The organism is Nitrospira sp. (assembly GCA_035968315.1).
In the GTDB taxonomy this organism is placed as follows: Bacteria; Nitrospirota; Nitrospiria; order Nitrospirales; family Nitrospiraceae; genus Nitrospira_D.
The window spans coordinates 150,932-169,811 of record JAVYIN010000002.1; the positions used below are offsets into that span (position 1 = coordinate 150,932).

Sequence of the window (18,880 nt, forward strand, 5' to 3'; positions counted from 1 at the left end):
GCCCAATCAGCTACGGGCTGACGGAAATACGATCCTTGATCATATCGAAGGTTTCTTTGGGCACCACGTTCTTCGCAACCAATTCCCCTTTGATGCGATAGGGCCGATTCGCAACGATCCGATCCGCCTCATCCTTCTTCAACCCAAGAAAGAGCACCAGGTCGCTGGCCGAGGCCTTGTTCACATTCATCGCCGCTGCCCCCGCAGCCGGAGCGGCTGGAGCCGCCGGCGCTGGCACTGCACTGGGGAACGGCGTCAGCGATGACGACGGAGTAAGCGTCCCCGACACTGACCGGGACCGATCCTTGAGCTCCTTCTGATAACGGGCAACCAGCGACTTCAACGTTTCATTGTGCCGTTTCACATCCTCATACTCAGCCCGCACGTTTTTATTCTGCGAGGACAACGCCTTGACCTTGTCTTCCAGCTCCTTCGTCCGGCCCTCGATCGTGCCGCGCTCCTTGTCCCGGCCGTGCTCAATCCGCTGCAATTCGTCGCGGGCCGCCTGCGCTTCGCTGCCGATCTTGGCATTCAATTCCTTCAGTGTCTTGACCTGCTGCTCCATCACGTTCTTTTGCTGGCGCACCTTTTCCAATTCCATCTTGGCCGCATCCGCCTCAGCCAATGCCCCCTCATACTTCTTGCTGGTCACACAGCCACTGGCCAGCATCGCACCGACCAAGATGACCGACATCATCCACTCCCGTCTCATACGAACCTCCCCCTTCGGAATGACCACACATTAGTGAGTCGAACAGGCCGGCGCATCACCGCACGGTTTCTGGCAGACGGCACTCGATCACCGTGCCTGAATTGTGTGTATGCCAACCCCTGTTCTTTGTCAACCAATTTGCACTTGCCAGCGCACGCAGCTCCACCTACGGAGAAAAATGCGCGCACAAACGCGTCACGTGCTTGACGGGCCAAAGCCGCTCTGTGATGATCGCGCAATCGACTCGATCGATGAACCTTTCTCGCATAAAGGATGATCATGACCGAATGGGGCCCCGCTCTCGCCGTTATTCTCGGAATCGTGGAGGGCCTGACCGAATTCCTGCCGGTCTCCTCGACGGGCCATCTGATTCTCGTCGGGCATGCACTCGGGTTCACCGGAGATGCCGCCGCCAATGCCGAGATCTCCATTCAGCTCGGCGCCATTCTGGCGGTGATCGTCTTCGAGCGTGAAAAGATCAGCCGGCTGATCTCCGGCGCGTGGCAGGAACAAGCGGTCTTGCGGCAACTCCGCAACAACGGCCAGCATGCCACCTGGCAAAGCGTGCTCTTATCGTCCATGCGGGCCCATCCGAGCCTCTGGTTTGTCATCGGCCTCGGCCTGGCGTTTCTCCCTGCCGCCACCGTTGGGTTCCTCGCTCATGGCTGGATCAAGTCCGTCCTCTTTACCCCGCAGACCGTCGCGGCCACGTCGATCATCGGGGGCATCATCATTCTGCTTGTCGAAGCCCGGGCACCTCGTGTCACAACCACGCAACTCGACCAGGTTTCAGTGAAATCCGCCTTCTGGGTGGGAGTGGCACAATGCGCCTCGCTGATTCCCGGCATGTCCCGTTCCGGCTCGACGATCATCGGCGGATTGCTGGCCGGCCTCGACCGGAAAGTGGCGACGGAATACTCCTTCTTCCTCGCGCTCCCCACCATCATCGCCGCCACGGCCTACCAAATGCTGAAAGCCACGGCGACGTTTACCCAACAAGATTACATCGCCCTCGGCATCGGGCTGATCGTCTCATTCCTCGTCGCCTGGGCGGTCATCGCCGCCTTCCTCACCTACGTGCAGCGGCACACCTTGCGGGTGTTCGCCTACTACCGGATCATCCTCGGGATTCTTGTCTTTGTTGTCGTGCGGTAACGACAGGATGCGCCGGCAGCGGGGTTATCGAACGAAGCGCCTGAGGGGATTCAGAGAGACAGACGGATGGCCATTCTCTTACTTAAGGGGCAGGGGTGTGAACCGATGGATTTTCAGGTGCAACCGGCGGAACATCTTTCTTTTCGAACATGAAATGGATGACGAGAAAGATCACACCAACCGTGATCGCCGAGTCGGCAACATTGAAGGCCGGCCAATGATAGTCGTTCACATACACATCGAGAAAATCGATCACCTCGCCATAGCGCATCCGGTCGATCAGGTTGCCGACCGCGCCGCCTAAAATCGACGACACGCTCAACCGCCCCATCCACTCGCTCTCAGGCATCCGATACAAGATCGATCCCAGCAGAACCAACGCAAAGAGCGAGGTGAGACCGAAAAACACCATCCGGAAGGCGTTGCTGCTCCCGGCCAGCAACCCGAACGCGGCACCAGGATTGCGGATATAGGTGAGGCTGAACAGATTCGGAACGACGGGAATGGATTCATGCAGCCGCATGGTCTGCATGATATGCAGCTTCGTGAGCTGGTCGGACAAAATCACGCTGCCGGTCAGCGAGGCCAGCACAAGATTACGCCAGACTGAGCCGCTCAACGGATCGCCTCCACACATCGGTCGCAGAGCGTCGGATGATCGGCGACGCTGCCCACGGCAGGCCGGTAGTTCCAGCAGCGCTCACATTTCGCCCCAACAGCTCGGTCAACTTTCCTGACACGAAAATCAGGGTGATGCGGCAAGTCGGTAACCGGCTCGACTATTACCTGAGAAACGATGAAAAGACCGGGCAAGTCTTGTTCATATTGCTTGAGTAACTTGTACTTATCAGGATTGGCTTCGAGTTCTACCCGTGCCTCAAGCGGCGCACCAATAATTTTGTCACGCCGTTGCTTTTCCAACTCACCCTGAACGGCGACTCTCACTTCCAACAGTTGCCCCCATCGTTGCGCCAGCCCGGCATCAGCCCAGTGCGATTCGATTTCGGGGAATGCCGCTAGATGCACACTCGATGCAGCGAGAGTCTTCTTACATGCGTCAGGCATCGTCCGCCAGATCTCCTCCGCGGTAAAACTCAATACCGGCGCCATGAGCTTCGTCATCGCCAGGAGAATATCGTACAGTACCGTCTGCGAGCTGCGGCGTTCATGCGAATCCGTCCGGAAGGTATAGAGCCGGTCTTTCAGAATATCCAAATACACGGCGCTGAGATCCACGGAACAGAAATTATTCAACGCGTGGAAAATCGCGTGAAACTCAAAGTCATCGTACGACTGCCGGACCTTGGGAATCAGTTCGCCCAGCCGCATCAGGGCCCAACGATCCAATTCTGGCAACTGCGCATAGGGCACGCGGTGCTGGGCCGGATCGAAGTCATAGAGATTGCTCAAGAGGAAGCGGCAGGTGTTCCGGATCTTGCGATAGGCTTCGATCAGATGGTTCAAAATCTCCTGCGAAATGCGGAGATCCTCGCGATAGTCCTGGGCCGACACCCACAGGCGGAGAATTTCCGCGCCGGACTGTTTGATGACATCCTGCGGCGCCACGACGTTCCCCGCCGACTTGGACATCTTCTTCCCCTGCCCATCGACGACAAAGCCATGCGTGAGAACAGCCTTATAAGGGGCTTGATGATCCGTCACCACGCCAGCCAACAAGGCGCTGTGAAACCACCCGCGATGCTGGTCCGACCCTTCGAGGTACAAATCAGCCGGGTACCACTTGCGCGGCTTCAGCACCGCCGCATAGCTCACCCCGGACTCGAACCAGACATCGAGAATGTCTTTCTCTTTCTCAAACGACGCGCCGCCGCACTTTGGACAGGTCGTCCCAGGCGGGAGCAACTCGGCCGCCATCCGCTGAAACCAGACGTCGGCCCCCTGCTGTTCCATCAGCGAGGCGATATGGTCGATGTGCCGCGGCTCCGCGAGAACGGTACGACAGCTACCACAGGTGAAGCCAGGAATCGGCACGCCCCAGACCCGCTGCCGGGACAGGCACCAGTCCGGCCGGTTCTCGATCATGCCGTTGATGCGGTCGCGGCCGTAGGCGGGAATCCAGCGGACCCGCCCGATCTCGGCCAAGGCTTCCTTGCGCAGTTCGTTCGTCTCCATCGAGACAAACCACTGTTCGGTGGCCCTAAAAATCACGGGGCTCTTGCAGCGCCAGCAATGCGGGTAGGAATGGTTCAACGCCGCATGGCCCAGGAGGCGGCCGTTGGCCTGCAGATATTCGACGATCTTCGGATTAGCCTTGAACACATGCTGGCCGGCGAATTCCTTCACCACCTCCGTAAACCGCCCGCCGTTATCGACCGGCGCAAGAATCTCCAGCTTTTCCCCCACCGACGCCGCGGCATTGTGGTTGAGGACGAGGATATAGTCCTCCATGCCGTGCCCCGGCGCGATATGCACGCAGCCAGTGCCCTGTTCGAGCGTCACGAAATCGCCCAGCAGAATCGGCGACAAGCCGGTGGAAAGAGGCCGCTGCGTTTCCAGCCCCTCGAACCCTTCACCGCCCTTCTTCACCCCCAACACCCGATAGTCTTCGAGGTTGCAGGCCTTCGCCGCCGTCTCCAGCAACTTCTCGGCGACGATCAAGATTTCTTCGCCCACCTGCACAAATGCGTAATCAAAATCACGATGGAGACAGACCGCCTGATTGGCCGGCAGGGTCCAGGGGGTCGTCGTCCAGATGACGACGGAGACCAGCTTGATGCCGTCAGGGAAGGCAATGCCCGGGAATGTCTTGCTCAACACCGCCGGCGACGTGACCACCGGGAACTTCACATAGACGGAAGGCGACGTATGGTTGTCATACTCCACTTCCGCTTCGGCCAGGGCGGTCTGGTCCTGCGTGCACCAGAGCACCGGCTTGAGGCCCTTATAGACCCCGCCCCGCTCCACAAACTTGCCGAACTCACGAATGATCGCAGCCTCATAAGATGGCGTCATCGTGAGATAGGGCTGCTGCCACTCACCCAACACACCGAGCCGTTGAAACTCCTCGCGTTGGATCGCGACATATTTCTCCGCATACTCGCGGCAGAGCTTCCGAATCGCGGACGCGTCCAAGTCCTTCTTCTTGTCGCCCAGCTCCTTCATCACCTGGTGCTCGATCGGGAGCCCGTGGCAATCCCAGCCCGGCACATAGGGCGCCTGATAACCCGCCATGGTCTTGGACTTGATGATGATGTCTTTCAGAATCTTGTTCAGCGCATGGCCGATATGAATGCGCCCGTTCGCGTACGGAGGGCCGTCGTGCAACACGTAGCGCGGGCGGCCCTTGCCTGCCTCTTGGATCTGCTCATAGAGCTTTTCCTGCTCCCACCAGGCCAGCATCTCCGGCTCGCGCTGGGGCAAGTTGGCTTTCATGGGGAAATCGGTCTTGGGAAGATTGAGTGTGGCTTTGTAGTCCATTGCTCTTATCCAATAACTCAGGCCAGGGGTTCGCGGCACGGGGCGAGAGGGAATTTACAGGAGGGAAGAACCGGTAGCAATCTCATTTTTTGACGCGATGCACCATCTCCTCGTGCCTCTAGCCTCGCGCCACTCGCCAGGTATTCAACTCACGGACATCATTCTATCGAGCGCAATCTTCGCCCAGTGCTTCTCTTCATCGGGCACCACAATGTGGTTGACGACGTGGCCCTCGGCGAGGTTCTCCATGGCCCAGCAGAGATGCGGCGCATCGATGCGGAACATGGTGGCGCACTGGCAGACCGTGGAGGACAAGAAGAAGACCTTCTTGTCGGTTAGCTCATGCTTGAGGCGATTGACCAGATTCAGTTCCGTCCCCACGGCCCAGGTCGTCCCGGCCGGCGCGGCGGTTACCGTCTTGATGATGAATTCGGTGGAGCCGATGAGATCCGCCTTGTTGACGACATCCTCATGGCATTCGGGATGGACGATCACCTTGCCGTCCGGATATTGCTTGCGGAAATTGTCCACATGCACCGGCTGAAACATCTGGTGCACGCTGCAATGGCCCTTCCACAGAATCAGCTTGGCGCGCGTGATCGCCTCGCGGGTATTGCCCCCGTTCGGCTGATAGGGGTCCCACACGATCATCTGCTCGCGAGGAATGCCCATCTTATTGGCCGTGTTCCGGCCCAAGTGCTCATCGGGGAAGAAGAGGATCTTCTCACGCCGCGCCCAGCACCATTCAATGACCGCTTTCGCGTTGGACGATGTGCAGGTAATGCCTCCGTGCTCGCCGCAAAAGGCCTTGAGCACCGCTGCGCTATTCACATACACCGCCGGCATCACCGTCTCTTCGACCGGAATGATCCGCCCCAGCGCTTCCCAGCATTGATCCACCTGCTCGATCGCAGCCATATCGGCCATGGAGCAGCCGGCCGCCATGTCGGGCAGAATCACCGTCTGATTGGACCGGCTGAGAATATCCGCCGTCTCGGCCATGAAATGGACGCCGCAGAAGACGATATAGGGCCGTTCCGACCGCTCCGCCGCCAGTTTGGACAGCAGGAGGGAATCGCCACGGAAATCGGCATGTTGAATGACTTCATCCCGCTGATAGTTATGGCCGAGGATCATCACGCGCTCACCGAGCGCACGTTTCGCCTCGACCGTCCGGCGGAATAGTTCCTCGGACGACAGGGATTGATAGTCGGTAATCGGTCGTGGAAGCGTGGCTGTCGTTTTCACAAGCCCCTCAGCAAAGTTCCTGGTCGGATGATTGTACGGGAGCCCTCCCTCGACAATCAACGAACCGCACTCGTGAAGAAGGCCTACCGGGCCGGTAGGCCTAATAGCCCGTTGACAACGGGGGGGGCCGAGCATACGATCTCCACTGTAGCTAGGGGAGCCAGATGGCTGAGAGTCCGTGAACTCGGACGACCCTCACAACCTGACCTGGGTAATACCAGCGTAGGGAAGCCGGCATAGACGGTCTTCTGTGAGCGATCAGCCGTACCTCCCCGCGTGGTGCGGCTTTTTTTATTGTTCGGTCACCGCGGCGTTCACGAGAGCGAGAAAGGACCAGACCATGAGCGAATATACTGGATCGAATGGCGATGGGAAGAAGGCAGCGTCCACCACATTGACCACCGACCCCTTCCCGTCTTCACGGAAGGTCTATATCAACGGCACCCACCCCGGCGTGCAGGTGCCGATGCGGGAAATCAGCCTGAGTCCAACCAAGTCGATGAACGGCGGCGCACCGACACCCAATGAACCGGTCACTGTCTATGATACCTCAGGCCCCTACACCGACCCCTCGGTGACGATCGATGTGCGCGCGGGGCTCGCGCCGCTCCGCCGCCCCTGGATCCTCGGCCGGCAGGATGTCGAACAGTTGTCCGATATTTCGTCGCAATTCGGCCGCATGCGCGCCGCGGATGCCAAACTGGACGAGCTCCGCTTCCAGCACATTCGCAAACCCTTGCGCGCGAAAACCGGCATGAACGTCACCCAGATCCACTATGCCCGCAAAGGCATCGTGACTCCGGAGATGGAATTCATCGCCATTCGCGAAAACCAATCGCGTGAAGTCGCCCGTGAACTGGCCGAGCGAAACGGCAAAGGCGGAGGCATGACCCAGCATCCCGGACAATCCTGGGGCGCCAATATCCCTTCGGCCATTACGCCGGAATTCGTGCGCGATGAAGTGGCCCGCGGCCGCGCGATCATCCCGGCCAACATCAATCACCCGGAAAGCGAGCCGATGATCATCGGCCGGAACTTCCTGGTGAAGATCAATTCCAACATCGGCAACTCGGCGGTCGCCTCGTCGATCGAAGAGGAAGTCGAGAAGATGATCTGGTCGATCCGCTGGGGCGCCGACACGGTGATGGACCTCTCGACCGGCAAGAACATCCACGAGACGCGCGAATGGATCATCCGCAATTCGCCCGTCCCCATCGGCACCGTGCCGATCTATCAGGCGCTCGAAAAGGTCGGCGGCAAGGCCGAAGACCTGACCTGGGAGATCTTCCGCGACACCTTGATCGAACAGGCTGAACAGGGCGTGGACTATTTCACGATCCACGCCGGCGTGCGCCTGGCCTACGTGCCGATGACCGCCAAGCGCATGACCGGCATCGTCTCGCGCGGCGGCTCGATCCATGCCAAGTGGTGCCTGGCGCATCATCAAGAGAACTTCGCCTACACCCATTTCGAAGAAATCTGCGAGATCATGAAGGCCTACGACGTGTCCTTCAGCTTGGGCGACGGACTCCGTCCCGGTTCCATCGCCGACGCGAATGACGAAGGCCAGTTCGCCGAACTGGAAACCCTGGGCGAGCTGACCAAGATCGCCTGGAAGCACGACGTGCAAGTGATGATCGAGGGCCCCGGCCACGTCCCGATGCACATGATCCAGGTCAATATGGAGAAGCAGCTCAAGGAATGCCACGAGGCGCCCTTCTATACGCTCGGCCCGCTGACCACCGACATTGCGCCGGGCTACGACCACATCACCTCCGGCATCGGCGCCGCAATGATCGGCTGGTACGGCTGCGCCATGCTCTGCTACGTGACCCCCAAAGAACACCTTGGCCTTCCTGATCGTGAAGACGTCAAAACCGGCGTCATCACCTATAAAATCGCGGCCCATGCGGCGGACCTGGCGAAAGGCCATCCCGGCGCTCAGATCCGAGACAACGCCCTCTCCAAGGCCCGCTTCGAGTTCCGGTGGGAGGATCAATTCCATCTCTCACTCGATCCCGACACCGCCAAGGAATTCCATGACGAAACGCTGCCGGACAATGCCGCCAAGGTGTCACACTTCTGCTCGATGTGCGGTCCGCATTTCTGTTCCATGAAGATCACACAGGACGTGCGCGACTATGCCGCGCAACTGAAAGTCGATGAACAGAAGGCAATCCAAATCGGGATGAAGGAAAAGGCGGAAGAATTTAAGAAGTCCGGCTCCGAGATTTATAGATAGGAACATCCGATGGCAAAGCCTAAACCAGCCCCCTTGCGCGAACGCGATATTACCCGGCAGATTGCCCGGGAATACTATAAAGAATTCGATGCCCTCATCGAGAGCGACGTGATCATCGTGGGCGCCGGGCCGTCGGGCCTGATCTGCGCGCATGACCTCGCCAAGATGGGCTTCCGCACCTTGATCATCGAACAAAGCCTCGCACTCGGCGGCGGGTTCTGGCATGGCGGCTACTTGATGAACAAAGCCACCATCTGCGAACCGGCCAATGAAATTCTCGAAGAGATCGGCGTGCCCTGCAAGAAGATCACGGAGTGCGAAGGGATGTATATGGTCGATCCCCCGCACGCCACCGGCGCCCTGATCGCGGCGGCCTATGGGGCCGGAGCAAAGGTCCTGAACCTGACCCGCGTGGTGGATTTGATCCTGCGCCGGGACGGCATCCTCGAAGGGGTCGTGGTCAACAATACGACCGCCGAAATGGCGGGACACGACATCATCCACGTCGATCCCATCGCGCTCGAAAGCAAAATCGTGGTGGATGCGACGGGGCATGACGCCATCGTCGTGGAACTGCTCCACAAACGCAACCTCTACAAAGCCGTTCCAGGCAACGGCGCCATGTGGGTGTCGCGCTCCGAAGAAGAAGTCATGGACCGGACCGGCGAAGTCTATCCCAATTGTTTCGTGATTGGCCTGGCCGTCGCCGCCGTGTACGGCACGCCGCGCATGGGCCCGGCCTTCGGCTCCATGCTGCTCTCCGGCCGCTACGGCGCGGAGTTGATCAAGAAGAAGCTCAAGAACGAATAACGACGCCATTCTCCTGCGGCTTCTCAAAAAGGTCTCCAGCAAGGCCGCAGGGAGTGCAATCGACGAGGCGTACATTTCTGGTACGTTGAGTCGATTGAACGACCGAGAACGCCGCTGGAGGCGTTTTTCAGAAGCCGACCATGGATGTACAAGATTTTCTCGAACAAGGCCAAGGGCGTGAAGAGGACAAGCGCGAAGCCTGGCAGCTGTTCCAGCAGGCCTACGAACGCCAGATGAAGGGCGAATTGGAAGCTGCCGTGACGCTCTATAAGCAGTCGCTGGATACCCATCCGACCGCGGAGGCCCATACGTTCCTAGGCTGGACCTATAGCTTCATGGGAAAGCTCGACGAGGCCATCGAAGAATGCCACAAGGCCATCGCGCAAGATCCGGATTTCGGAAATCCCTACAACGACATCGGCGCGTACCTCATCGAAAAAGGCGAATTCGACGACGCCATCGTCTGGTTCAAGAAAGCCATGCAGGCGCGGCGCTATGAAAGCCCCGCCTTCCCGCACTTGAACCTGGGCCGCGTCTACGAAAAGAAGGGCCGCTGGGCGGAGGCGATTGAGGCCTACAAGCAGGCCCTGGCCCTCAACCCCAACTATGCCCTGGCCAAGAAATCGCTGGGCCGCCTGATCAGTTCCCTGAACTAGGAGCCTATGGAAACGACCAACCCGACGATCCTTGCCGCCGTGACCGATATTTTTTTCTACACGAAGGTCCGCGATGCCCTGAAGGCCGGCTATCGGCTGGAAAAGGCCAGGACTCAGCAGGACGTCGCAGAGAAGACCTCCGCCGCGACACCGGCCGCCGTCATTCTCGATATGAACGACCTGACGATCGATGCGTTCCTGGCCATTGAAACCCTGAAAGCCAATCCGCAGTCGAAGGCCATCCCCATTCTCGCCTACGCCAACCACGAAGAGGTCGAGACGTGGAACCGGGCAAAAGCCCTCGGCGTGACGAAAATCGTATCCCGCAATGAATTCTCCGCACGCACCAAAGACCTCGTTGAGGAAGTCACGAAGGGGGCTCCATGAAACAATCCCGCCTCCATGCGCAACACCAGCAACTCGGCGCAACATTCGAAGAAGTCACCGGCTGGGAGATGCCCGCCCACTACGGAGACTGGCGCGCCGAATATCACGCCGTCCGGCAAGCCGTCGGGCTGGCCGATCTTTCCCATCGCGGGAAGGTCAGAGTGACCGGCGACGACCGCGTGAAGTGGCTGCAAAGCGTGATCAGCAACGATATCCTGCCGCTTCAGCCTGGCCAAGGCCGCTATTCCAGCTTCCTGACGCACAAGGGCAAGATGCTGACCTACTTCCGTGTCTATGTGCAGCAGGACGCGGTCATGCTGGAAGACGCGGGGGAAATCGGCGACCAGACCTTCACGGCGCTGCGCAAGTTTCTCCTGTACGGCACCAAAGCCAAAATGGAGAACTGCGCCGAAAGCTGGGGATTGCTCTTGGTCAGCGGCCCCCAGGCCGCCCAGACGGTCAAAACCGCCTTCGGGGTGGACTGCGGTGATCTGAAACCGGTGAACTTTGTTGGGGCGCAGATCGGCGGCCATCAGGCGCTCGTCATGCGTACGGAAGAAACCGGAGAAGTCGATCTGGAGATTCTCCTGCCTGCCGATGCCGTCGTCTCCGCTTGGGCCAGCCTCATGGAAGCCGGCGCCTCACTCGGGATCAAACCGGTCGGCAGCCAGGCCCGCGAAGCCTTGCGGATGGAAGCGGGGATTCCCAAAGCAGGACCGGAACTGAATGAAGAAATCGTGCCGCCCGAAGCCAACCTGGAAGGCAAAGCCTTCAGCTTGAACAAAGGCTGTTACCCAGGGCAAGAAGTGGTGGCGCGGATGGATACCTACGGCAACGTCCGGCGGCACCTGGTGGGTCTACTCGTCACAGGATCTGAGGTTCCCCCCAAAGGAGCCAAGCTGTTTAGCGGAGACCGTGAAGTGGGGTGGATCAGCAGCGCGGCGACTTCGCCGCAGAAAAACGGCATCATTGCGTTCGGATTTCCGCTGAGAGACTTCAGTAAGGCGGGAACGACGTTATCGATCGAGATCGAAGGACAGAAGCGCGACGCGACGATAGCGGAACTCCCCTTCTACCGCCGCGCCTAACTTCAGGCTGAACTACTTTTCGGGATTGCGCGCCGCAGAGACTGCCTTGGCAAAGGCCAGCAGACTCGCACGCTCTTCGTCGTCTAACGCCAGCAAGAGATGGGCTTCTTCGCCGTGCATCAAGCGCAGGCTCAGGAACGGCTCCTCGCGGCGCTTTTCCTTGTTGTCCCACATCGCATCGATCACCTGCACCTTGTCCAACTGGCCGACTGACACGACATCATAGCGAAAATAGGAATCGCCGATGACGATGTCGAACACCACATTGCCCGCCGTCAACAGCACGAGGTTGAACCGCCCCTGATCCTCATACCCTTCCGGCAAAAACTTATTGATATGGCACAAGGCGACTTTGCGATCGCCGAGGGCCGCGCGGAACTTGTCCTTCAATGCTTGATAATCGATCTGCAGCGCCTTTTCATCCGGCCCCGTGGCCGCCGCCGCCGCATCTTCCGCCTTCTTGAACACATCATCCGCCGACAATAACCCTGCCATAACGTGATCTCCCCTCTCGGTCGTGATACCGACGTGATTTATGAGACTGCTGCCGCTGATTTCCGTGCTTTCAAAGCCCGCACCACCCCGATTAATCCAAGCCCAGCCCAGGCAAACTCCAACAGAATGAACCCCACCCGCTGATCGGCAATCGCCACGACCCCGAGCAGGAGCGAGCCAATGATATTCAACGCGAGATACCCAGCATCCAATTCACGCCAGATCCCGCCTTGAATCATCGCATAGGCCGACAAGACCATCAGGGCGCCGATCACCGACAGGATCTGAAGGAACATGGCAATCTGGCTCCCTTCTCCCAGCCTGGAAACAACGGAGTACGGTAACTGGCCGTTGGGCCTGAAAGCAAGAGGGGCAGACTGATTCCTGGCAGGCTACTTCGCCGAAAGCCGGTGAGAAAAGCGCACCGTTCCGGCGTCGTCGAGGACCGTGACGTCGAAGAAGGACGGGGTCACCCGCACCAGGCCGAAATTGTAATAGCCCTCTTCATTGATCAGTCTGGTGGGATGCAGCGACTCACTCGCCGCCGTGAGCCTGCCTGGCCTGGCGGACAAGGGGCCTGCGACGAACTCATGAAAGTCGATCACACCGTTTTGATCCGGATCGTACGCATTGGCCTGTACCCAGTGAACATCCCCGCCGAGGAAAACAACGTTCTTAAGCTGCTGCTGCAAAATAGTATCGACCATGACCTGCCGCTCGCGCTCAAACCCTGTGCCATCGGCTCCGCCTGCCCACCCGTCATACCCTGGCACTGTCGCACCGCCGCCCTTGGGGATCGAGAGCGGCACCGAGGTCGCAATCACCTTCCAGGTGGCCGTCGAGCGGCGCAACCCGTCCAGCAGCCACTGCAACTGCGCATTCCCCAGCATCGTCTTCTTCGGTCCATCCAGGTCGGCATTCAGGCTGCGATATTGCCGGTCGTCTAGAATGAACAGTTCCAGGTCGGCGCCATACCGCACCGAACGATACAACCGTTGCGGATCGTCCGGAGGCGACGCAATCGGCCAATATTCGCGCAGCGCCTGGCGGCCGGCCGGCATCTGCGCCTCGAACGGGCCGGCAAAATTGTTCTTCACCTCATGATCGTCCCATGTCACATAGACAGGGATCGTTTCGAGAAATCGCCGCAAGGCCATCGCTCCGCGCTGATACCGGTGCCGCAATCGATAGTCCGCCAGCGTTGTGGCTTTGAAGTCGGCGCCCGGTTCGTTCGGCGGTGAGGGGCACACGTCGTCGCTGTAAATCGTATCGCCCAGGAACAAAAAGAAATCGAGCCCCTGGCGGCGCATCTGGTCGAAAATCGGATAGCCGTCCACTCCGATCCGGCAGCGCTGCTGGCCGCCGAGATCGCCGCTCCAGGCAAACGTCACCGGCATCGACGTCTGTTCATCCGGCAAGGTCGTCAATTCTCCGCGCGCCGCCAGCATGGCGTCCATCTGTTCCTGCGCCGCGGACACTCGGCTAACCAATATGTGATACCGATAGCGCGTACCCGGCACCAAGCCCTGCAACGGAATCACCGCCGTAAAATCATTGTCTGCGCGGGTCTCCAACCGGGGAGTCTTGGCCACCGGCGACATCACCACCGCCATCTTGGAAGCCGTCTCCCACACAGCAGGCGGCGCCCACTCGACCTGCACCATCGCCGGGCCATCAGTCCGCACCCAGATCAGCGCCCCATGGGCCGTCACATCACCGACCGCAAATCCCTGCGGCAAGAGTTCCGCTTTCACCGGCACCCGCTCCGCAAAGGGACTCTGGAGAGGCAACCCCTCGCGATAAGAGGGGGCACAGCTCATCGACACCGACACAAAGATACAACTGAAGACAGAATAAAGAAGCTTTCGCATAGATCAGTCCTTACCCGAGCACTATCAAGAGGCTAGGGGCAACCAGCCACGACTCGCAAGTTGAAAACACACCATCCCGTCCGGCATACTGTGATCCATCATACGAGGACTGCCATGCACGACATCAACTGTTTCGTTCCCAATTGCCAATCCAGACCCTATGCCCCGGCCGGCACGCAGTCCGTCTGCAAAGATCACTTTATCAACTTTCTCACCTGGCGCCGCCGCCGGGGCCCGCAGATGTTCATAAAGTATGCTGCGATGACCATGCAGGATCGCGACGCCATCGCCGCCGAGTGGCAGAAAACCATCCGCGTCGACGAAGCCCCTTCCAACTCGCCGAAGGTCTGAGCGAAGACGATTTCCCACACCTGTTTGTCTTAACGCTGAAGCTTCTTCCTTCGACTATTTCCAAGACGATATTGGTATGGAGACAGTCGCTTCAATACGCCGTTTCTTATCGTGAACTTCACAACCGCATATCCTGGCCCAAGAATCTCTGCCACGCACGCAGCGACCTCTTGCCTCTTAAACAAAGTCCCCTGTTCCGGATTGTTCACCGCAAATGTATCGGTCGAAACGTTGTAGTAAAAAACAAACCGCCGACTCAATGCCGAGGTGATGATATAGCGTATCGGGCTCTCCATCTCTCGAACCCGCCGTTTGATCTCCTTGGCCCACTCAGGAGAAAGTGGAGCCTCTTCCCCCTCAACCTCCTTCATGATCTTTGAAACAGAAGACCTCGGCTTATCTTTTTTAGCCCCCATGACCAGCCTTCCAACGCAGACCATTCAAGATCGATTTAGCTACCAACAAGCACCCCGCCATCGCCGCCGAGTGGCAGAAAACCATCCGCGTCGATGAAGCCTCCTCAAACCTGCCGAAGGTTTGAGCAAAGACTGCTCTTTATGTTCATTCCTATTCCACGAATAATCCTAGCCACCATTTCAAACTCAACGCAGTGTGACTATCTCATTAATCTCAACGGCCCGGGCATTCTTTAGTATCAATTTCTGAAGCAAACTCAGTAAGACCGCGATAGCTAGGTCGGTCTGGGCAAAATATTTAGCAATCTCACCACTCGCCTCATCCTCACTCAGCCATTTGCCTGGGCGCAAAATAGGTGCCGCGCCATGCGCAAATTTGCTTCGAGTATCATGAAGGTCTCTGTACCAAATCTGATGGTTCTGCGGCGCACCGAGCACAGACTCCAACCGCCTTTTCACAATGCTGGCCGGTGCCCCTTGCCCTAACAATGCCTCGAACGCTTGAACACAAAGCTGGATTACATCTAAATCGTGTTCCGCTCGATGCCCTATGCGGATGATTGTAAACAAGGCCCGTTGCCACGGTTCACGGGCGACATCAAGGGCTAGGGCACCATTCCGCTCCAGCCACTCCCAAACTCTGGCCAACTCAACTCGTTCGAATGGTGGCCACCCATGCTTAAGCGAAGATTGATAGGCAAATTGGAGCTCCTCCGCAGACAAATCAAGCCACACTTCACTCTCAGCTCGTGACCAGATAGACCTTTCTGCACCGCGTCTAGCCTGGAACGAAGACCGATACAGGTTGCAACTACCAGGCACCGACAAATTCATAGCGAGATATAGATTCTGAAGGAAACGCTCAATGGCCTCATTACTCAACTGGGCAGGGTCAGTACAACAGAATGTCAACACTATGCGGCTTCCTGCGGGATAATGCTTTTGGGAAACACGAGACTTCAGTCGAGCCTCAAAAGGCTTTTCACATCCCTTCTCCAGATCGGCTACACAATCGAGTAATTGCAAGGTGTCAGTTGCATCAACACTGACCCAGTGACCTAGGTGCTCGCGATTCCTAAAAACATCTTGCGCTGCCTTCCATGCACTAATGAGCCTCTGCACATCTGTCCTGCCATCAACAGTAGCAGCGTTTGCAAAATTCACTTTTACCTTTGAGGATTTTAAATGCCCTTTTGCCCTAGCCTGCATAAAAACCCCCGATAAGGCATTACTTCCCTACCCTATCCCTCTTCTGCTATCAACTGATCTGTACCAACCCTACCCTTCTCCCTCATTTTGCCGACAGTCAGGAGATCTCCTTATCGCGCACGTCCAACACAGACATCCCGAGGCTGTACGTTGAGCAAGCAATTACCATTCTCCTCCCCCTTACCATCTCCCCAGCGGATCGTTGTGTAGTTTTCTCCTGCGCGCATTGAGGGAGCACCGCCCTCAATGCGCGCCTTTGATAAATTCTTGCGTGCGCACTCAGCGAGCAAAGAAAACTACACAACGATCCGCACCCTCACCTACCCCATCACCGCCGACCCATGATGATGAATCATCAGCCACTCGTCCCCAATCCGCTCGAAGAGATTCGTGGCAAGGACCTTCGCCTGCTGCGGCTCATCGGACTGCTGACTGACGATATTTTCGATGCAGATGACCCAGGCCATGTCCCCGGCCACCTGAATCATGACCTCGGACAATTCAAACTTCATCGAGAACGTATTATTGAAAATCAGTACCCAGGAATCGCGCACCTCGGGCCAGTCCGAGCGCAAGGCCCAGCCGGGATGAATGCAGGTCACATATTCCTGATGCGCCCAGATGCGATCCATCTTGGCAATATCGAGATCGCCAAACGCCTCGTAAAAGGCTTGATTGGCTTTCGTTACTTCTTCGATCCGTTGTTCCAGCATGCCGCCTCCTTCTTGACGGAGGCCATCATACTGTAATCAGAGAGGAGAGGGCGAGAGGGAAACGGGCAGAGAGGGGAGAGCCACCTGCTACTTCATGAGCTTCGCCGTTTGCCGATCCACCACCCAGACGCCGGCAAGGATCAGGACAATACCCACAATCTCAACCAGACCAACCGATTCATGGAGGATCAGCGCGGACAAGGCCACCGCGGCGACCGGCGTGAGATTGCCAAGCACCGAAGCGCGAGAGGGGCCAATCCCCTGCACCCCGTATAACCAGGCCTGCTGCGCAACAGCCGTAGCAAACAGAACAAGATAACCCAACGCAAGCCAATCCGGCATCGTGACCGACGCCACACCCACGTCGAGCATTTTCCGATCGGTCCAGAGCAATGGAATTTGGATCACCGTCGCCACCAGCAACGTGGTCCAATTCACGGTCAAGGCCGAAACCCGGTCCATCATAGCGCGGCTGCCGATGCTATAGAGCGCCCAGCTCACGACACCCAGAAACACGAGCGCGCTCCCCAGCAAGGGCTGCTCCCCGGCGGCCTGAAACCCCGCGATCGAGACCAGTGCGACACCCGCGCAGGAGAGCAGCCCCCCCGCCCACACAGACCGAAGCGGCACGTCCTGAATCAATGCGGCCGACAACAGCGCCGTGACCACAGGAGCCGAGCCGATAATAACCCCGGCCACCGCTCCGCTCACATACTTGAGGCCCATCAAGATCAGCAGGTGGTTACCCAAAACGCCAAGCCCGAGCAAACCCAACGTCAGCAGATCCCTCGCATTGAGTTTCGCCAGCGTCCCTTCCTGCCACCACCAGGTCGCCAGAAGGATCCCCAGCCCGCCGATATCGCGCAACACTGAGGCTTCCACCGCTGAAAACGAGCCGAGCGCCAGCTTCTGCGCGACAATCGACCCGCCCCACAACACTGCCGCAAGCGCCAACGCTCCGTACGCCGCACTGGTTGATGGTGATGCCATAGAGAGGGGATACAACCGATCTGTCCAGCCGTCAAGGAGTATTACAGATCTCCAGATGGCCACAGGGGAGAGGGGAGCCTGGCTCGCGGGTAAACGGGTCCGACAAAATCCAGTCGCCCTTTCCGGTTTCCAGTCTTCACGCGGAACGAACCAGGGTTGATCCCCTGCCTGCGCTTATCCCCACCGCATTGCCGGCTGACGCACTACCCACGCACCACCATCACTCCGGGCGGCGGATCATTATGCTCCATCCCCCCTGCGTGGCCTCGTGCCGTCACCGACTCATGCACACAATCGGTTGGCCTAATCGTTCGCTTCGGATCCTTGATCAGGTCAATATTCTTGGAAATGGGAGCAGTCGGATCACACAGGGCCTCATGTTCCTTCAACTTGGCTTCGACTATGGGCAGGCCCGCCTCCTTGGCCCGCCGGAGCATCCAACAGAGGGTAATGTTGGACAGGCCGGGACATTGCCCGCCACCCACATCGGAATGGACCCCACGAAACCACACTTCCTGGAGCCGATCGCCAATCACGCCCCCTTTTCGCGGGACAATCCGGGTTGGAGTAAAATTCCCTCGCCGTTCGTCGAGCGCCATCGCGTGACAGCATTGTCTGACATGGTCAGGCAAGGTGAGAGCCCATCCGATATTCAGATCATTGCCGGGAAGCCCGAAGGAGGCCACCGTGTCCCACAGGCCAAGAAACCGCACGTCCGCTCCCGGCATGTCTTCCCGCACTTGATTGGCAAAATGCAGGGCAAGCGCCGCCCCGCGGCTAAATCCAATAATGTCGATCGTCCGATCCCCTTCGGCGAAATACTGCTCCAGTCGATCCTTCGCGTCGCTGATTCGGAACCGGCCTCCCGCCCCTGCCACACCGCCCAGCAGTTTCCCAATAAATCCAAACCGCGTACCGACGCCCTCCTGGTAAAAGACGTTCATATCCGGCGGCAGGCATTTGCAAAACTTCAGAACATTGGTCTCTTTTGCGGCATCAGCTTCATCTTCGTTCCACGTTCCGTCAAAGGCATACAGTGCCATGGTCATTCCCTCCTTGCGTCGATCCGGCTCAATGCCGGCAGGCGAGTGTATCCCTC

The 18,880-nt window shown here is 58.3% G+C and carries 19 protein-coding genes and 1 riboswitch; of the genes, 7 read left to right on the forward strand and 12 right to left on the reverse strand.

All coding sequences use genetic code 11. The features are described from left to right. Window positions 1–10 precede the first annotated feature (10 nt). Window positions 11–712 (reverse strand): helix-hairpin-helix domain-containing protein, encoded by a 702-nt coding sequence (locus RI101_00990; GenBank protein MEC4888610.1) that lies wholly within the window; start codon window positions 710–712, stop codon window positions 11–13. A 279-nt stretch (window positions 713–991) separates the two neighbouring features. Here RI101_00990 and RI101_00995 point away from each other — a divergent pair, with 279 nt between their 5' ends. Beyond that, entirely contained in the window at window positions 992–1,867 is an 876-nt protein-coding gene (locus RI101_00995; GenBank protein ID MEC4888611.1) for an undecaprenyl-diphosphate phosphatase, read from the forward strand. An 82-nt stretch (window positions 1,868–1,949) separates the two neighbouring features. Here RI101_00995 and lspA read toward each other — a convergent pair whose 3' ends face one another. From lspA to nadA, 3 genes are all read right to left on the reverse strand, one after another. Continuing rightward, window positions 1,950–2,486 carry a signal peptidase II gene (lspA, locus tag RI101_01000; GenBank protein MEC4888612.1) on the reverse strand — a complete coding sequence of 179 codons (537 nt, stop codon included), beginning with the start codon at window positions 2,484–2,486 and terminating at the stop codon, window positions 1,950–1,952. Next, window positions 2,483–5,305 (reverse strand): isoleucine--tRNA ligase, encoded by a 2,823-nt coding sequence (gene ileS, locus RI101_01005; protein ID MEC4888613.1) that lies wholly within the window; start codon window positions 5,303–5,305, stop codon window positions 2,483–2,485. Before ileS ends, lspA begins: the two co-directional genes overlap by 4 nt. A gap of 144 nt (window positions 5,306–5,449) precedes the next feature. Continuing rightward, on the reverse strand, window positions 5,450–6,553 hold the full coding sequence (gene nadA / locus RI101_01010) for a quinolinate synthase NadA (protein MEC4888614.1): 1,104 nt from the start codon (window positions 6,551–6,553) through the stop codon (window positions 5,450–5,452). 143 nt (window positions 6,554–6,696) lie between these two features. Then, window positions 6,697–6,799: riboswitch (TPP riboswitch) on the forward strand. A 94-nt stretch (window positions 6,800–6,893) separates the two neighbouring features. Between nadA and thiC the strand changes: the two genes are divergently transcribed. The 5 genes from thiC (at window position 6,894) to RI101_01035 (ending at window position 11,736) form a co-directional block, all read left to right on the forward strand. After that, window positions 6,894–8,795, forward strand: a complete 1,902-nt coding sequence (gene thiC, locus RI101_01015; GenBank protein MEC4888615.1) for a phosphomethylpyrimidine synthase ThiC — start codon at window positions 6,894–6,896, stop codon at window positions 8,793–8,795. A gap of 9 nt (window positions 8,796–8,804) precedes the next feature. Further along, a complete protein-coding gene (locus RI101_01020) occupies window positions 8,805–9,605 on the forward strand; it encodes a sulfide-dependent adenosine diphosphate thiazole synthase (protein MEC4888616.1) in 801 nt (266 codons plus the stop codon). A 140-nt stretch (window positions 9,606–9,745) separates the two neighbouring features. Beyond that, window positions 9,746–10,261, forward strand: coding sequence for a tetratricopeptide repeat protein (locus tag RI101_01025; GenBank protein ID MEC4888617.1), 516 nt, complete (start codon window positions 9,746–9,748; stop codon window positions 10,259–10,261). A 6-nt stretch (window positions 10,262–10,267) separates the two neighbouring features. Then, window positions 10,268–10,648: a histidine kinase gene (locus RI101_01030; GenBank protein MEC4888618.1), complete on the forward strand. Its 381-nt coding sequence runs from the start codon at window positions 10,268–10,270 to the stop codon at window positions 10,646–10,648. After that, the gene (locus RI101_01035) at window positions 10,645–11,736 is read left to right on the forward strand and encodes an aminomethyltransferase family protein (GenBank protein MEC4888619.1); all 1,092 of its coding nucleotides are present in this window, start codon (window positions 10,645–10,647) and stop codon (window positions 11,734–11,736) included. The genes RI101_01030 and RI101_01035 overlap by 4 nt, the downstream gene beginning before the upstream one ends. Before the next feature lie 12 nt (window positions 11,737–11,748). Here RI101_01035 and RI101_01040 read toward each other — a convergent pair whose 3' ends face one another. From RI101_01040 to RI101_01050, 3 genes are all read right to left on the reverse strand, one after another. Further along, entirely contained in the window at window positions 11,749–12,231 is a 483-nt protein-coding gene (locus tag RI101_01040) for a hypothetical protein (protein MEC4888620.1), read from the reverse strand. Window positions 12,232–12,269: 38 nt separating this feature from the next. After that, window positions 12,270–12,527, reverse strand: a complete 258-nt coding sequence (locus RI101_01045; protein MEC4888621.1) for a hypothetical protein — start codon at window positions 12,525–12,527, stop codon at window positions 12,270–12,272. A gap of 96 nt (window positions 12,528–12,623) precedes the next feature. Beyond that, window positions 12,624–14,102 carry an alkaline phosphatase D family protein gene (locus RI101_01050; GenBank protein MEC4888622.1) on the reverse strand — a complete coding sequence of 493 codons (1,479 nt, stop codon included), beginning with the start codon at window positions 14,100–14,102 and terminating at the stop codon, window positions 12,624–12,626. Window positions 14,103–14,216: 114 nt separating this feature from the next. Between RI101_01050 and RI101_01055 the strand changes: the two genes are divergently transcribed. Beyond that, window positions 14,217–14,453, forward strand: a complete 237-nt coding sequence (locus RI101_01055) for a hypothetical protein (protein ID MEC4888623.1) — start codon at window positions 14,217–14,219, stop codon at window positions 14,451–14,453. A 29-nt stretch (window positions 14,454–14,482) separates the two neighbouring features. On the opposite strand, the gene RI101_01060 is transcribed toward RI101_01055, so the two are convergent. The 5 genes from RI101_01060 to RI101_01080 form a co-directional block, all read right to left on the reverse strand. Then, window positions 14,483–14,869, reverse strand: a complete 387-nt coding sequence (locus tag RI101_01060; GenBank protein ID MEC4888624.1) for a hypothetical protein — start codon at window positions 14,867–14,869, stop codon at window positions 14,483–14,485. A gap of 186 nt (window positions 14,870–15,055) precedes the next feature. Beyond that, window positions 15,056–16,078, reverse strand: coding sequence for a hypothetical protein (locus RI101_01065; GenBank protein ID MEC4888625.1), 1,023 nt, complete (start codon window positions 16,076–16,078; stop codon window positions 15,056–15,058). A 320-nt stretch (window positions 16,079–16,398) separates the two neighbouring features. Next, window positions 16,399–16,791, reverse strand: a complete 393-nt coding sequence (locus RI101_01070) for a nuclear transport factor 2 family protein (GenBank protein MEC4888626.1) — start codon at window positions 16,789–16,791, stop codon at window positions 16,399–16,401. An 87-nt stretch (window positions 16,792–16,878) separates the two neighbouring features. Continuing rightward, window positions 16,879–17,781 carry a DMT family transporter gene (locus RI101_01075; GenBank protein ID MEC4888627.1) on the reverse strand — a complete coding sequence of 301 codons (903 nt, stop codon included), beginning with the start codon at window positions 17,779–17,781 and terminating at the stop codon, window positions 16,879–16,881. A gap of 203 nt (window positions 17,782–17,984) precedes the next feature. After that, window positions 17,985–18,824, reverse strand: a complete 840-nt coding sequence (locus tag RI101_01080; GenBank protein ID MEC4888628.1) for a DUF2235 domain-containing protein — start codon at window positions 18,822–18,824, stop codon at window positions 17,985–17,987. Window positions 18,825–18,880: the final 56 nt, after the last annotated feature.